Here is a 15,604-nt window from a genome sequence, read left to right as displayed (position 1 = left end):
AAGCAATAATTCACGTATATATTCGACCCCTTGTGGGTCGGACAATAAGGTCTAGGGCATCAAATGTGGTTTCCTGAAAAAGGTTGACTCGGTTAATGTTACGTTGTTATTAATCCTGCTTTATGTTGACTTTCTAGCCTTTAGTCCTGTGAGGGGTTGACTGGAGGGCGTAGCCCGGAAGGAAACCCCTCACAGGACTAAAGGTACCAAAACTTGGGCACCTATCCTATTTTTTGATTTTCAAGGTACTCCTCTCTGCCTCATCCGATATTCTGCGTGATGGGGTGACTGTGTCACCTTGAGACTACTGCGTCAGCCTGTATACACCAATCATCTTGCGGGATGAAATCCGCAAGATATGGGCGACGGAGTCTTTTTTCTCTTTGATAATTTGAAAGAAAACTGGAAATCCATTATAATTGAGCGAATCATCCACTAAACGCTTAATTACACAATGGATACCAGTTTTCTACGACATGTATATGGTCTTGTTGGAGTCAAATGTACTGCTACACACTACAAAACTAACAAAATAGTTTTAGATATAGAGTATTCTAAAACAAAAAAGAGGTGCCCGTGCTGCGGGGAATACACTCTCGTGAAGAATGGCTACCGGTATCGTAATATCCATGCGCTACCAATTGGTTCTACCAAAACCATATTGCACATGAAAGTACAAAGTTACTACAAAAAAGTGAAATGCGGAAAGATATAGTGATAGAATTGAGTTACAAGGGTTTTAGTTGAAGTGGCGATAATTCGTGAAGCCATTACAATCCCTGCCGAAGCCAAATCCTGACGCCGCAACGTTACTTGTTCGTAACCATGCCCGAAAATGCGACAAACGGGCACGGAGGGCGAAACAAGACACTAAGGAATAGTGAGTTACCGACAACTCACGCGAAAAATCCGGTTACGGAAAAAGATTGCGCCGTTCCTCTCCGTTTTGCGTACCGACACCGGACTCTTCACCAACTAATTTTGAAACCAAAAAATTAAGGACAATGAAGAGTACATTTTCAGTAATCTACTACCTCAAGCGTCAGGTAGTGAAAAAGGACGGGACAGTTCCCGTCATGGGACGCATCACAGTTGACGGCAGCCAAACGCAGTTCAGCTGCAAGCTGACTGTCGATCCGAAATTGTGGGACACCAAAGGTGGACGTGTCACGGGCAGAAGCACGGCGGCACTCGAAACGAACCGTATGCTTGACAAGATGCGGGTACGCATCAACAGGCACTATCAGGAAATCATGGAGCGTGATAATTTCGTCACAGCGGAGAAAGTCAAGAATGCATTTCTTGGACTGGAACACCGCCATCATACACTTATGCAGGTGTTCCGCCAGCACAACGAGGACTACGAGAAACAGGTGGAGGCAGGCATGAAAGCCAAAGGCACGCTGTTGAAGTACCGCACCGTTTACAAGCACCTGCAAGAGTTCCTCGACATCCGCTACCATGTGAAGGACATCGCCCTGAAAGAGCTTACCCCGGCTTTCATCTCCGATTTCGAGATGTTCCTGCGCACGGACAAGCACTGCTGCACCAATACCGTGTGGCTGTATGTCTGCCCGCTACGGACGATGGTTTTCATCGCCATCAACAACGAGTGGCTGACACGCGACCCGTTCCGCGAGTATGAAATCAAGAAGGAGGAAACGACACGCAGTTTCCTGACCAAAGAGGAAATACGCCTGCTGATGGACGGGAAACTGAAAAACGCCAAACAAGAACTGTACCGTGACCTCTACCTGTTCTGCGCCTTCACCGGGTTATCGTTTTCGGATATGCGCAGCCTCACAGAAGAGAATATCCGCACCTACTTCGACGAACACGAGTGGATAAACATCAACCGCCAGAAAACGGGCGTGGTGTCCAACATCCGCCTGCTCGACATCGCCAACCGCATAATCGGCAAATACCGGGGGCTGTGCGAGGACGGCAGGATATTCCCCGTACCGCATTATAACACGTGCCTTGCCGGTATCCGTGCCGTCGCCAAGCGTTGCGGCATCACCAAGCATATCACGTGGCATCAGAGCCGCCACACGGCAGCCACGACGGTATTCCTCTCCAACGGCGTACCCATCGAAACCGTCAGTTCCATGCTCGGACACAAGAGCATAAAGACGACGCAGATTTACGCTAAGATAACGAAAGAGAAACTCAATCAGGACATGGAGAACCTTGTGGCAAGATTGAGCGGCATTGAGGAATTTGCAGGTTGCACCATCTAAAAAAGAGGAGCCATGAAACGTGACATAATCATCATAGATAACAAGGCGGTCAGCGTAACCGGTAACGACGTATGGATGGCCGCCACCGAAATCGCCGGACTGTTCCATACGACCGTCCCGGCAGTGAACGCCGCCATCAAAGCTGTCCGCAAGTCGGACGTGCTGAACGACTACAAGGTATGCCGTTACATGCAACTTGAAAACGGGCTGTACGCGGACGTGTACGCGCTTGAAATCATCATACCCGTCGCCTTCCGGCTGAACACCTACAACACCCACCTGTTTCGCACATGGCTGGTGGGAAAGGCACTCTCACAAGAGAAACGGCAGGCATACGTGATGTTCATACAGAACGGAAAAACTGGGTATTGCTGATTGCGCATACCCCATAAGACAAGAAACGGGCAGCACCACAAAAGGTGTCGCCCGTTTCCTTTTTCATGCCAGCGTCACTCCAGCGGCTTGCGGTAGTTCGCTTCCAGTACCTCGCGCAACCCCGTTTCCGGGTAAAGCACCTTCCCTCCCAAAAGTATGAAGGGCAACACGCGGTTGTTGCGGTATTCCTGCAAGGTGCGTCGGCTTACACGGAGCAGTTCCGCCACCTCGCCGTCCGTCAGGTAACGCTCCCCGTCCAGCGGAGGACGGTAATTCTCCAGAAATGCGGACAGCCATTTTGAGCCTTTGCGCATATCCTGCATCACAGAGGCTATCGGCTCGTCTTCCATCGTAAAAACATCGTTGTTCTCGTTTATCATAACTTCGGATTCAGTGGGTAAATAAATCAAATCATCTGCCGTGCGGATAGAGTGTACCGATAAGCGGTATCAACCGCTTTACCTCCTCCGGCTTGTAATAAAACCTGCGGTTTATCTGCGAGTAGCCGATAAGCCGCCTGTCACGCAGCGTCTGCAACGTACGCGGGCTTATTCTCAACTGCCCGCAGACCTCCTCGCCCGTGAGCCATCTTTCCATGCGCCCCGTGTCGCTTTTGCGCCTCAGTGCGGCGACCTTCTCCGAGAGTGCGCCGAATGTCGCCACCATCATCTCGAAAGTCTTTTTCTCAATTGATACTATTTCCATATTCATGCAATTATCGGTTTGCCCGCAAAGGTAACGATACACTCCCGGACACGTGCCGTTTTCCACTGAAAGGCTGCCTGTTGCGCCGTTTGACCGGGTTACGGAGCCATCTTCCGTAAAAATCTTACGTGAGTCACGTAGTGAGTTGTTAAAGCCCCTTTTGTTTATTGCCGAATTTTGCCGCAGATACAAAAAGAAAGGACTGAATATGAAAGTGATAACAATGGAAAGTTCCGTCTTCCGGTCATTGACGGAACAGATAGCGGAGATTGCGGCACACGTCCGTGCCGTCTCCGGTGACAAGAGAGCGGCATCGCCCGACAGGTTGCTCACCACACGCGAGGCGGCGCACCTGCTTAACGTGAGTACCCGCACCCTCCAGCGTATGCGCAGCGAGCAACGCATCGGCTATGTCGTGCTTCGCGGCAAATGCCGCTACCGGCAGTCGGAAATCGACCGCCTGCTTGATGAGAGTACCGTCAACGAGGACGCGGCGACACCGCAGGAACTGAAACGCAACCACACGTTGCGCACGGGCGGCAACCCCAAAGGAAGGAGGACATAGGTCATGGAACTGCTCACACGAAACAACTTCGAAGGCTGGATGCAGAAGTTGATGGAACGGCTCGACCGTCAGGACGAACTGCTGCTGGCGATGAAGGCTGAGGGGAAACAGCCTACTATCACGGAAAGCATCCGCCTTTTCGACAATCAGGACTTGTGCATGCTGCTTCAGATAAGCAAGCGCACCCTGCAACGCTACCGCAGTGTCGGCGCATTGCCCTACAAGACACTGGGCAAGAAAACCTATTACAGCGAGGAGGACGTGCTGACATTCCTTTCCAACCATATCAAGGACTTCAAAAAGGAAGATATAGCCTTCTACAAGGCTCGTATCCATAATTTCTTTCATAAATAACCCATTAAAACATTTTTCAGATGGCAAAGAAAAAAGACGAAAAGGACGTGCTGGTGGTCCGTGACGAGAAGACGGGCGAGATCAGCGTGGTTGCCGGGCTGAACGCGGACGGCACACCCAAGCGCACCCCCGCGAAAGCGGAAAACGCGCAGAGTTTCCTGCAATTCGACCGACACGGCGACGTGCTGGACAACTTCTTCAAGAACTTCTTCCGGCAGTGCAAGGAACCCAGCCGCTTCGGTTTTTACCGCATCGCGGCAGACCAAGCCGAAAATCTCTTGGAGGTGATGAAGCAACTGCTGAAAGACCCCGAAGCGAACAAGGAGCTGCTTGCCCCTCACAAGGTGGACACCTCCGACTACGAGAAAAAGGTGCAGGAAGAACTGGCAACCGAAAAACAAGAACCTCAAAAACAGGAAAACATGGAGCAACAAAAAGAACAACAGGAAGATCCCGAACAGACGCAGGGCAAACGGGGCTACCAGCCCATCGACGAGAGCAAAATCAACTGGCAGGAGCTGGAGGACAGATGGGGCGTGAAGCGTGACGACCTTGAAAAGTCCGGCGACCTTACGAAGATGCTCCACTACGGCAAGTCCGACTTGGTGAAGGTCAAGCCCACCTTCGGCGGCGAAGCATTCGAGCTGGACGCCCGCCTTTCCTTCAAGAAGGACGGCGAGGGAAACATCAGCCTCGTGCCGCACTTCATCCGCAAGGAGCAGAAACTGGATGAATACAAGGAACACAAATTCTCCGACGACGACCGGAAGAACCTGCGCGAGACGGGCAACCTCGGCAGGGTCGTGGACATCGTGGAGAAGGAAACGGGCGAGATTATCCCCTCCTACATCAGCATCGACCGCAAGACGAATGAGATCACGGACATTCCGGCGAGCAAGGTACGCATCCCGGAGCGCATCGGCAAGACGGAAATCACCAAGCAGGAGCAGGATATGCTCCGCGCCGGACTGCCCGTGCGCGACAAGCTCATCGAGCGCAACGACGGCAGGAAGTTCGTCACCACTCTGCAAGTGAACGTGGAGCAGCGCGGCGTGGAGTTCGTGCCGGGAACCGGAAGGTCGCCCCGTACCGTACAGACGCAGGAAACCAAAGGCGACACGTCGAAAAGTCAGGCGCAAGGCGGGGAAAATGCCACACAGACCAAGAAGGAGCAACGCCGCAACACGTGGACGAACGAGGACGGCAGCATCCGCCCCATCAGCAAATGGAGCGACGTGAACTTCACCGAACAGCAGAAAGCCGACTATGTGGCGGGCAAAGCCGTGAAACTGGAGAACGTGACCGACAAGCAGGGCTTCCATGCCACGATGTATATCAAGTTCAACCCGGAGAAGGGTCGCCCGTACCGCTACGAAACAAATCCCGACATCGGGCAGCAGGTCGCCCCGTCCAACGAGAGCCGCACGCAGGTGGCGGTGAACAACGAGGGCAAGACCAACGAGGCGACAAAGAACCTGAAAGAGCCTTTGCAGAAAGGTCAGACCACTCCGAAGGACGCCCGCCAGCAACAGCAGCAGGACAAGCCGCAGAAGAAAACGGGCAAGGGCATGAAAGTATAGACCGATGTCCGCCACTGAATCCAAAATAAAATCCAAAGTATCAACAAAAAAGAAGAAGACATGAAGACAATCATTGCAGAAAAGCCCTCCGTGGCACGTGAAATCGCCCGCATCGTGGGCGCGACAAAGAGAGAGGAAGGATATTTCGAGGGAGGCGGCTATGCCGTGACATGGGCATTCGGACACCTTGTCCAGCTCGCCATGCCCGATGGCTACGGCGTGCGCGGTTTCGTCCGTGACAACCTCCCGATTATCCCCGACACCTTCACGCTCGTCCCCCGTCAGGTCAGGACGGAGAAAGGCTACAAGCCCGATAGCGGCGTGGTGTCGCAGATAAAAACAATCAAAAGGCTGTTCGGCACCAGCGACCAAATCATCGTGGCAACCGATGCCGGACGCGAGGGTGAACTTATCTTCCGCTACCTCTACCACTACACGGGCAGTACCACTCCTTTCGTGCGCCTGTGGATAAGCTCGCTCACCGACAAGGCTATCCGCGAGGGATTGCGCAACCTCGAAGACGGCGGCAAGTATGACAACCTATACCTCGCCGCCAAAGCGCGAAGCGAATCCGACTGGCTCGTGGGCATCAACGGCACGCAGGCTCTCTCCATCGCCGCCGGACACGGCACATACTCCGTGGGGCGGGTGCAGACACCAACGTTGGCTATGGTATGTGAACGCTACTGGGAGAACCGCCGCTTCACGCCCGAAGCCTTCTGGCAACTCCATATCGCAACGGACGGTTGCGACGGCAAGGTCGTGAAATTCTCATCCTCTGAAAAATGGAAGTCGAAAGAACCGGCAACGGAGCTATATAATAAGGTAAAGGCGGCAGGCTTCGCAACGGTAACGAAAGCCGAGCGCAAGGAGAAAACGGAGGATACCCCGTTGCTGTACGACCTGACCACGCTTCAGAAAGAAGCCAACGCCAAGCACGGCTTCACGGCGGAGCAGACGCTTGAAATCGCGCAGAAGCTCTACGAGAAGAAGCTGATAACCTATCCGAGAACGGGTAGCCGCTACATCCCCGAAGACGTGTTTGCCGAAATTCCCAAACTGCTCGCTTTCATCGGCACACAGCACGAATGGAAAGACAAGGTGCGGGCAAAAGCCATCCCGACACGCCGCAGCGTAGACGGCGGCAAGGTGACAGACCACCATGCCCTACTCGTCACGGGTGAGAAACCGCTCTTCCTCTCCAAAGAGGACAATACCATCTATCAGATGATTGCCGGGCGCATGGTCGAGGCATTCTCTGAAAAATGCGTCAAGGACGTGACCGCTGTCATGGCGGAATGTGCCGGAGTGGAGTTTACCGTGAAAGGCAGCGTCATCAGGCAAGCCGGATGGCGTGCTGTCTATGGCGAGGAAAACAAGGAGGAAACCACCATTCCCGGCTGGCAGGAAGGCGACACGCTGACACTGAAAGCCTCTTCCATCACAGAAGGGAAGACCAAGCCCAAGCCGCTACATACCGAAGCCACCCTGCTGTCCGCAATGGAAACGGCGGGCAAGGAAATCGAGGATGACGCACTGCGGCAGGCGATGAAGGACTGCGGCATCGGTACTCCCGCCACACGCGCCTCCATCATCGAAACGCTCTTCAAGCGCGGTTACATGGAACGCTGCAAGAAATTGCTTGTCCCCACCGAAAAGGGGCTTGCACTCAATTCCGTGGTGAAGACGATGCGCATCGCCGATGTCGCCATGACAGGCGAATGGGAGAAGGAACTGGCACGCATCGAGCGTGGGGAGCTGTCCGCCGATACCTTCCGCAAAAAGATAGAGGCGTACACGCGGGAGATTACCTCCGAACTGCTCTCATGCGACAAACTCTTCGGCAGCCGCGATTCCGGTTGCGCGTGTCCCAAGTGCGGCACGGGCAGGATGCGGTTCTACGGCAAGGTGGTACGCTGCGACAACACGGAGTGCGGGCTTCCCGTGTTCCGGCTGAAAGCGGGACGCACCCTGTCCGACGATGAAATCAAAGACCTGCTCACCGAAGGGCATCCCCAGCTGCTCAAAGGCTTCAAGAGCAAACAGGGCAAGAGCTTCGATGCCGTCGTCGCCTTTGACGGGGAATATAACACGACGTTCGTGTTCCCGGAGGCTAAAAAGGGCAAGAAATTTTCAGGACGGAAGAAATAGTATTAACTTTGCCACTTGTTCAGAGTAATGAATTGTTCTTCGATACCGGATTACACTCATACTTTGGATTTAGTGGCGGCACTCGGAGGGATACCGAGTGCCTTTTTCTTCCTTTTTTCCAACCGATTATCCCGTTAAATATCAATCCACTAAACTCCAAAGTAATGAACAACAAGAAGAACAACGAAGGGCAGTCCGACTTTTCCTATTACGGTCTGTACCTGATGGACTACCTCCGCACGAACAAGTTTGAACAGGCTACCGACACCGCTTTCATACGGGAACGCGCCGATCGTGCCGCCGAAACGTATGAAAAGGCGCGGATTGAAGGCTATCCCACCGACGGTGCGCAGGAACTGGCGATGGAAACACTGCTGCGCGGGTTGCACTATTCCCGGTACGCCATGCTCCACGAAGTCGTGGAGAACGAGTTTGCCAACGAAGTGCCGGAAGAGAAACAAGAAGCCTTTATCCATAAACTCCTGCCGCTTGTCGGCAACGTGTTCTCCGTCTATGACCTTTCGGACGACAACTTCGCCCTGTCTTCCGATTACGACCTGCTCTATACGGAGCTGACGGGGGCAACCGTCCTTTACATCGGGGAATATGGCGTTTAACCGCAAACAGAAACTACGGGACAACATCGAGGCGATACGGACGGCATTCATCCTTGACAGGGAACAGAGAGCGGCGACAACCGAAGAGCGTGCCATACTTCAAAGGTACTGCGGTTTCGGCGGTCTGAAATGTATCCTGAACCCTGCCAAGGAACTGACGGATGCCGTCCGGTGGGCGAAATCCGACCTCGAACTGTTCGCCCCGACGGTGGAGTTGCACAGGCTCATCCGTGAGAACAGCAAGGACGAAACGGAATACAAGCGGTTTGTGGATTCGCTGAAAGCATCCGTGCTGACCGCTTTCTACACCCCAAAAGAGATAACTGACACCCTCGCGGACATGCTGGCGGATTACAGCGTCCGCCCCGCCCGTATGCTCGAACCGTCGGCAGGTGTAGGCGTGTTCGTGGATTCCGTGCTGCGGCACAGCCCCGATGCGGATGTGATGGCTTTCGAGAAGGATCTGCTCACGGGGACAATCCTGCGGCATCTATATCCAGACCATAAAATGCGCACCTGCGGTTTTGAGAAAATTGAAAAGCCTTTCAACAATTATTTCGACTTGGCGGTATCTAACATCCCGTTCGGTGACATCGCCGTGTTCGACGCGGAGTTTCAGCGTAGCGATTCCTTCGGCAGACGCTCCGCCCAGAACGCCATACACAACTATTTTTTCCTCAAAGGGCTTGATACCGTGCGTGACGGCGGTATCGTGGCGTTTATCACCTCGCAGGGGGTATTGAACAGCACCAAGACCTCCGTGCGTAACGAACTTTTCCGGCAGGCTAATCTGGTATCCGCGGTACGCCTGCCCAACAACCTGTTCACGGACAACGCGGGCACGGAGGTGGGCAGCGACCTGATTGTCCTGCAAAAGCACCTGAACAAGAAGGAAATGTCGCAGGACGAACGGCTGATGACCGTGATACAGACGGATACGAAAACCGACCTGACGGACAACGCCTATTTCATCCACCACCCGGAACGCATCGTGCATACGACGGCGAAACTTGACACCGACCCCTACGGGAAACCCGCTATGGTCTATCTGCACGAGGGCAAGACCGCAGGCATATCCGGGGACTTGCGCCGTATGCTTGACGAGGATTTCCATTACAGGCTCGCCATGCGTCTGTATTCGGGAACAATCCGGCAGTCGGGAACGGAAGAAAAAGTTACCGTTCAAAAGGAGGTAGAGCGTCCTGCTATAAAATTGGAAACGGTATCTTCGGCGCAGACGGTGGAAACTCCGACAGAAAAACCGCAACCCGTTGAGGAAAAACCGGAGATAGAGCCACGTCCGAAATATTCTGACGGTGTGCAGCTATCCTTGCTCGACCTCTGGGGGATGACGGAAGAAGTCAGTCAACAACCGAAAACCGCCAAAAAGAAAAAGGCGGCGAAAAAGGAAAGCCCGACAAGGCGCATTCCGTCCAAGCCGCAGACCACACAGAATGTTACGGAAAACAAGGAGGCGAAAACGGACAATGCCGCCAAGCCTGCCGACCCTGACGACATCTATGCCACGTTGGACTGGGATACCAATCCTCCCATCAACGGCTTCTATGAAATGATGATGGGTTTGACGCCGGAACGCAGGAAGGAACTTCGGGAGCTGGCAAGACAGCATAACGAGAAACAAGTGGCGGCGGAAAAGACGGAAGTGAAAGCTGTGCCGGAAACTTCCCGAGAGCAACCACGACAGGAGGAAACACAGCCGAAAGTTGCCGCCACGCCTGCTGCTACCGATGCTCAAGTGGAAGCGGTGGCGACTTCACTTTTCCCCGACATCGAAGCGGAAAAGCCGAAGGAGGAAGTCGTGGACCTTTCTCCGCGTGCCTACCACCGCACGCCGGAGATGCACCTGCGCGAAGGCTCGCTGGTGGCTGACAGGGCGCGCCGCAACATCGGCTATCTGAAGGACATCACGCCTTACGGGGCCACATTCCAGCCGCTCGACCTGAAAGGCTACCAGAAGGAGAAGGCGTTACAGTATGTTTTACTCCGTGACGCCTACGAGCGGCTGTACCGCTATGAATCGAACCTACACGAAGCAAATGTCCAGTGGCGTGAGCATCTGAACACCTGTTACGATGAGTTCGTCATGCGTTACGGCAACCTCAACGCCAAGCAGAACGTGAAGCTGGTGATGATGGACGCGGGAGGGCGTGACATCCTTTCGCTGGAACGGGCGGAGAACGGGAAGTTTGTCAAGGCGGACATCTTCGATCGTCCTGTTTCCTTCTCCGTGGAGAGCCATGCCAACGTAGGCTCTCCCGAAGAAGCCTTGTCCGCGTCGCTCAACAAATATGGCACGGTCAATCTCGACTATATGCGGGAGATAACCGACAGCACGGCGGAGGAGTTGCTCACAGCCCTGCAAGAACGTATCTATTACAATCCGCTCGTAACCGGTTACGAGATTAAGGACCGCTTTATTGCCGGAAACGTGATAGAGAAGGCGGAACGCATAGAGGCTTGGATGGGCGAAAACCCCGAAAGTGAACGTATGCCGGAGGTGAAGCAGGCGTTGGAGGCTCTGAAAGAAGCCGAACCGCCGCGCATCGCCTTCGAGGATCTGGACTTCAATTTCGGGGAACGCTGGATTCCGACGGGTGTCTATGCCGCCTACATGAGCCGGCTGTTTGACACAGAGGTGAAAATCGCCTACTCCGCCAGCATGGACGAGTTTTCGGTGGCGTGCGGCTACCGCACCATGAAAATCACGGACGAGTTTCTGGTGAAGGGGTATTACCGGAACTATGACGGTATGCACCTTCTGAAACACGCCCTGCACAACACCTGCCCCGACATGATGAAGTCCATCGGCAAGGACGAGCATGGCAACGACATCAAGGTGCGCGACAGCGAGGGAATACAGCTCGCCAACGCCAAGATTGACGAGATACGAAACGGATTCTCCGAATGGCTCGAAGAGCAGTCGCCACAGTTCAAGGAGCGGCTGACGACGATGTATAACCGCAAGTTCAACTGTTTCGTGCGCCCGAAGTATGACGGCTCGCACCAGACTTTCCCCGACCTCAATCTGAAAGGCTTGGCAAGCCGGGGCATCAGGAGCGTCTATCCCTCGCAGATGGATTGTGTCTGGATGCTGAAACAGAACGGCGGCGGAATTTGTGACCATGAGGTGGGAACCGGCAAGACGCTGATTATGTGTATCGCCGCACATGAAATGAAGCGTCTGAATCTGGCGCACAAGCCGATGATTATCGGGCTGAAAGCCAATGTCGCGGAGATTGCCGCCACCTATCAGGCGGCATATCCCAACGCACGTATTCTGTACGCTTCGGAAAAGGACTTTTCGACCGCCAACCGCGTGCGTTTCTTCAACAATATCAAGAACAACGACTACGATTGTGTCATCATGTCGCACGACCAGTTCGGCAAGATACCGCAGTCGCCGGAGTTGCAGCAGCGCATCCTGCAAGCGGAGCTTGACACGGTGGAGGAAAACCTCGAAGTGCTGCGCCAGCAGGGAAAGAACGTGTCGCGGGCGATGCTGAAAGGATTGGAGAAGCGCAAGCACAACCTTGAAGCGAAGCTGGAGAAGGTGGAACACGCCATAAAGTCACGCACGGACGACGTGGTGGATTTCAAGCAGATGGGCATCGACCACATCTTCATAGATGAGAGCCACCAGTTCAAAAATCTGACTTTCAATACACGACACGACCGTGTGGCGGGGCTGGGAAACAGCGAGGGAAGCCAGAAGGCGTTGAACATGCTCTTTGCCATACGCACCATACAGGAGCGCACGGGCAAAGATTTGGGAGCTACGTTCCTCTCCGGCACGACCATCAGCAACTCGCTGACTGAATTGTATCTGCTGTTCAAGTACCTGCGCCCGAAGGAGCTGGAACGGCAGGATATCCGGTGTTTCGACGCTTGGGCGGCGATATTCGCCAAGAAGACGACGGATTTTGAGTTCAACGTGACGAACAACGTGGTGCAGAAGGAGCGTTTCCGATACTTCATCAAAGTGCCGGAGCTTGCCGCCTTCTATAATGAGATTACGGACTACCGAACGGCGGAGGATGTGGGCGTTGACCGCCCCGCCAAGAACGAGATACTGCACCACATACCGCCCACGCCGGAGCAGGAGGACTTCATTCAGAAGCTGATGCAGTTCGCCAAGACGGGCGATGCCACCCTGTTGGGCAGGCTGCCGCTTTCGGAAACGGAAGAAAAGGCGAAGATGCTTATCGCCACGGACTATGCCCGCAAAAGATTTTAGAAATTTATATCTTTCAGATAATCAATGAAATGACAACAAATAAAGAAGAAAAGGGTTACGACTTGGAAACGAGCGGATTACTTTTCCTTTCTTTATTCTGCAATGCCTCAAAGAACACTTGATTTATTGCCGCAAATATAATGTTTTTTTAAGAAAGACTATTAACTTTAACGAGAAAAGATATGCCTAATAAAAAATAATGAGTGGTTTTCTTGCAAATACAATATATATTTCATATCTTTGAAAAAAATTTAACCTTTTGATTTTGGTGTTACAAATAAGTAGTTAAGTATGAAACATCTTAAATTTTTCATCGCTATACCAATAGCTTTTATTTCTCTGAATCTGTATTCACAAACAATGATAACAGGAAATGTTATTGATGAAGACGGTAAACCTTTTATAAATTATACATTGAAAGTGGTGGGGGCTTCAAAGTTGGACTCGTTGAAATTATACTCACCAAACGGGAATTTTTCTTTTGAGGGAAATGATTGTCCTTATCATTTTACTATCGCATATTTTGGAGAACAGGTTCTTGATACAATTGTTGGGTGTGACGATGTAAAATCTCATCTTACATTCCAAACTAAGCTGGAAAAAAAGTTGGAGGAAATAATCGTACTAGGCAAGAGACCTATCGTAAAAAGCAAACTTATGGAAGATCAAATACAAATAAAGGGTATTACGATTTTTGAAAATAACAATATGGTTGAAATATTGCAAAAAGTTCCTGGATTTATTCAGAATAGCAGTCAGTTAACTTATAAATCTCTTCCTGTGGTATCTGTAAGATTTGGCAGTCAAGGGATAAGCAGACAACTGACAGCAGATATGTTGCAAATGCTTGAGAGTTTGTTTGCTGAAAATGTTTCATCTATAATTTTTAAAAGATTACCGCAAGGTAATAGTTATGAACTTATTGTAAATTCTGTAATTATAAAAGGATTTGAAACTACAACTACCGCAGAATACTCAAGAGGAGAAGGTGATTATGGGACTATCAACACTCGTGGCGTGTTAAATACTGCAAAATTAGCAAATAGCCTTTATTTAAGGACAAATCCATATCGTTCTCCGACTTCTTCTACAAGGCAATATGTTTTTGATAATGGTGTTGTAAAAGACATTGAGGATGCTAAACAGAAAAAAACGAAAGACTTTTATGTTGATTACGCTAATAATTATAACCTTTCAAAAGAAGTAAATGCAGGAGTATTAATAAATTACCTTGTGTCTAACAACAAAGAAGTTCGAACTTCAAATGTGTTTGGTAATGTCTCTGATATGGATGCATCTCAATTTTATCGTTTTTTCACTACCGGAGTCTATTTTGATTTGAAGAAGAACAAGCATAAACTCCATTTAGAGATGGCATTTAACAACAAGAATGACCAATACAAATTGAGAAATACTAACAACACATTACTTCAGAGTATGAAGAGCTATAATATCACGCCTAACGCCTCTGTTGATTATACATACACATTCAGAAACCCTAAATTCAAGATTCGCTCATTCAGTTCTTACTCTTACATGTTTTTAACGGCTGAAGATGTATTTCATAACATCAAATTACAGGACTTTTGGGAACACACATTTAGGCAAGATATGTATTTGAATGGTTCTTTAGGAAAATTTGAGTTTAACGCAGGAATTACTTTTGATTACTCAACCAGTCATAAAACGCATTATTTTTATGTGGATCCTCATATTCTGCTTGGTTATGAAATAAAAGGTCATAAATTTAGTATAAGGTATGATCAAAATACATCAAGACCTCTTTCTGGGCAACTTGCTGGCATAACAAAACAAGAAAATGAAGGAATAGATATTACAGGCAATAGCGACCTTAAACCATATAGAAACAGTCAATTGAATTTATCATACCGAAGAGGGAATTTGGGGATTAATATTGGAGGATGTCGTCGTGCAAACTGGTGGATTCTTCTTCCTGCCTATCAAAACAATAAATTCCTTTATAAATATACAAGTCTTGGTATTTCACATATGTTTACTGCAAGTGTTTATTATTCACAATATTGGAAGTTTTTTTACCTCTCTCCCAATATCAGTTTAGAAACAGGGAATTTCAAGATATCAGAGAATAATTCTCAATATAATAATAAGTATCTTGCTGTTTCTTTACCTTTTGGCTTTAATTATCGTAAGCACAGGGTAAATATTACTTTTTCCTATTTTCCTATTTCACAATTCGAGAATACAAAAGAAGAACCAAGGTCGAATTTATCATTTAGATATACATTCTCAACATTAAATGATGCTTTCAGAATATCGTTATTTGCTAATGATATTTTCAAACAAAATCAGATGCAATCAAGAATATATGCTAATGGATTTAATGAATATAGAAAAAATAATACAGATACGAGAAGAGTTGGCATTCAACTTGTATATCATTTTTCTTCAAGAAATAAAGTAAAGAAATTCAGTTCTATTATACATAATGTAACAAGGAACTGAAAATTGTTTAACTAAATTTTAATGTAATTATGAAAAGTATTTTAGATTTGAAAGACTTCGAGTCTCTTAGTGCTAACGAACAAATTCACCTTGTTGGTGCATTTAGTCCTATTGAAGTGGCGGTATCATCTGATTCTGATGACACATCAGACCATGATGATACTTCGAATCACAATGACACGTCCAACCATCATGATCACAGCGAAAGCTATGATAGCATTTCTCAGCAAGAACTAAATGGTATTTAATGGTTGTTCGTAACCCTTAATTTTATCTGT

The 15,604-nt window shown here is 50.0% G+C and carries 12 protein-coding genes and 1 pseudogene; 11 read left to right on the top strand and 2 right to left on the bottom strand.

Annotation, left to right across the window (positions count from 1 at the left end; translation table 11 throughout):
• Positions 1 to 454: 454 nt before the first annotated feature.
• The 3 genes from MWL85_RS11605 (at position 455) to MWL85_RS01495 (ending at position 2,615) form a co-directional block, all read left to right on the top strand.
• Positions 455 to 715, top strand: a complete 261-nt coding sequence (locus tag MWL85_RS11605; RefSeq protein WP_394802107.1) for a transposase family protein — start codon at positions 455 to 457, stop codon at positions 713 to 715.
• Positions 716 to 1,004: 289 nt separating this feature from the next.
• Positions 1,005 to 2,240 (top strand): site-specific integrase, encoded by a 1,236-nt coding sequence (locus MWL85_RS01500; protein WP_004371695.1) that lies wholly within the window; start codon positions 1,005 to 1,007, stop codon positions 2,238 to 2,240.
• Positions 2,241 to 2,252: 12 nt separating this feature from the next.
• Complete coding sequence (locus tag MWL85_RS01495; RefSeq protein WP_004371696.1) at positions 2,253 to 2,615, top strand: hypothetical protein; 363 nt, start codon at positions 2,253 to 2,255, stop codon at positions 2,613 to 2,615.
• A 74-nt stretch (positions 2,616 to 2,689) separates the two neighbouring features.
• Here MWL85_RS01495 and MWL85_RS01490 read toward each other — a convergent pair whose 3' ends face one another.
• Positions 2,690 to 2,995: a helix-turn-helix domain-containing protein gene (locus MWL85_RS01490; RefSeq protein WP_025072717.1), complete on the bottom strand. Its 306-nt coding sequence runs from the start codon at positions 2,993 to 2,995 to the stop codon at positions 2,690 to 2,692.
• A gap of 31 nt (positions 2,996 to 3,026) precedes the next feature.
• On the bottom strand, positions 3,027 to 3,326 hold the full coding sequence (locus tag MWL85_RS01485; RefSeq protein ID WP_004371698.1) for a helix-turn-helix domain-containing protein: 300 nt from the start codon (positions 3,324 to 3,326) through the stop codon (positions 3,027 to 3,029).
• Positions 3,327 to 3,528: 202 nt separating this feature from the next.
• Between MWL85_RS01485 and MWL85_RS01480 the strand changes: the two genes are divergently transcribed.
• The 8 genes and pseudogenes from MWL85_RS01480 to MWL85_RS01445 all read left to right on the top strand — a co-directional run bounded on the left by MWL85_RS01480 (position 3,529) and on the right by MWL85_RS01445 (position 15,574).
• Complete coding sequence (locus tag MWL85_RS01480; protein WP_025072716.1) at positions 3,529 to 3,885, top strand: helix-turn-helix domain-containing protein; 357 nt, start codon at positions 3,529 to 3,531, stop codon at positions 3,883 to 3,885.
• A 3-nt stretch (positions 3,886 to 3,888) separates the two neighbouring features.
• Complete coding sequence (locus tag MWL85_RS01475) at positions 3,889 to 4,239, top strand: helix-turn-helix domain-containing protein (protein WP_004291454.1); 351 nt, start codon at positions 3,889 to 3,891, stop codon at positions 4,237 to 4,239.
• 20 nt (positions 4,240 to 4,259) lie between these two features.
• Positions 4,260 to 5,819 (top strand): DUF3945 domain-containing protein, encoded by a 1,560-nt coding sequence (locus MWL85_RS01470; RefSeq protein WP_004371700.1) that lies wholly within the window; start codon positions 4,260 to 4,262, stop codon positions 5,817 to 5,819.
• Positions 5,820 to 5,879: 60 nt separating this feature from the next.
• Positions 5,880 to 7,970: a type IA DNA topoisomerase gene (locus MWL85_RS01465; protein WP_244401095.1), complete on the top strand. Its 2,091-nt coding sequence runs from the start codon at positions 5,880 to 5,882 to the stop codon at positions 7,968 to 7,970.
• Between the two features lie 164 nt (positions 7,971 to 8,134).
• Positions 8,135 to 8,587 carry a DUF1896 domain-containing protein gene (locus tag MWL85_RS01460; protein WP_004371702.1) on the top strand — a complete coding sequence of 151 codons (453 nt, stop codon included), beginning with the start codon at positions 8,135 to 8,137 and terminating at the stop codon, positions 8,585 to 8,587.
• A pseudogene (locus MWL85_RS01455) lies at positions 8,577 to 12,833 on the top strand (N-6 DNA methylase); the annotation flags it as partial. The gene MWL85_RS01460 and the pseudogene MWL85_RS01455, both read left to right, overlap by 11 nt.
• A 300-nt stretch (positions 12,834 to 13,133) precedes the next feature.
• Positions 13,134 to 15,326 carry an outer membrane beta-barrel protein gene (locus MWL85_RS01450; RefSeq protein WP_025877536.1) on the top strand — a complete coding sequence of 731 codons (2,193 nt, stop codon included), beginning with the start codon at positions 13,134 to 13,136 and terminating at the stop codon, positions 15,324 to 15,326.
• Positions 15,327 to 15,355: 29 nt separating this feature from the next.
• A complete protein-coding gene (locus MWL85_RS01445; protein ID WP_025877538.1) occupies positions 15,356 to 15,574 on the top strand; it encodes a hypothetical protein in 219 nt (72 codons plus the stop codon).
• The last annotated feature ends 30 nt before the right edge of the window (positions 15,575 to 15,604 follow it).

The sequence above is a fragment of the Porphyromonas somerae genome, assembly GCF_022845615.1.
GTDB classification, from domain to species: Bacteria; Bacteroidota; Bacteroidia; order Bacteroidales; family Porphyromonadaceae; genus Porphyromonas_A; species Porphyromonas_A somerae.
Note: the sequence above shows the minus strand (reverse complement) of the source record. Positions and strands in the feature narration are given on the sequence as shown.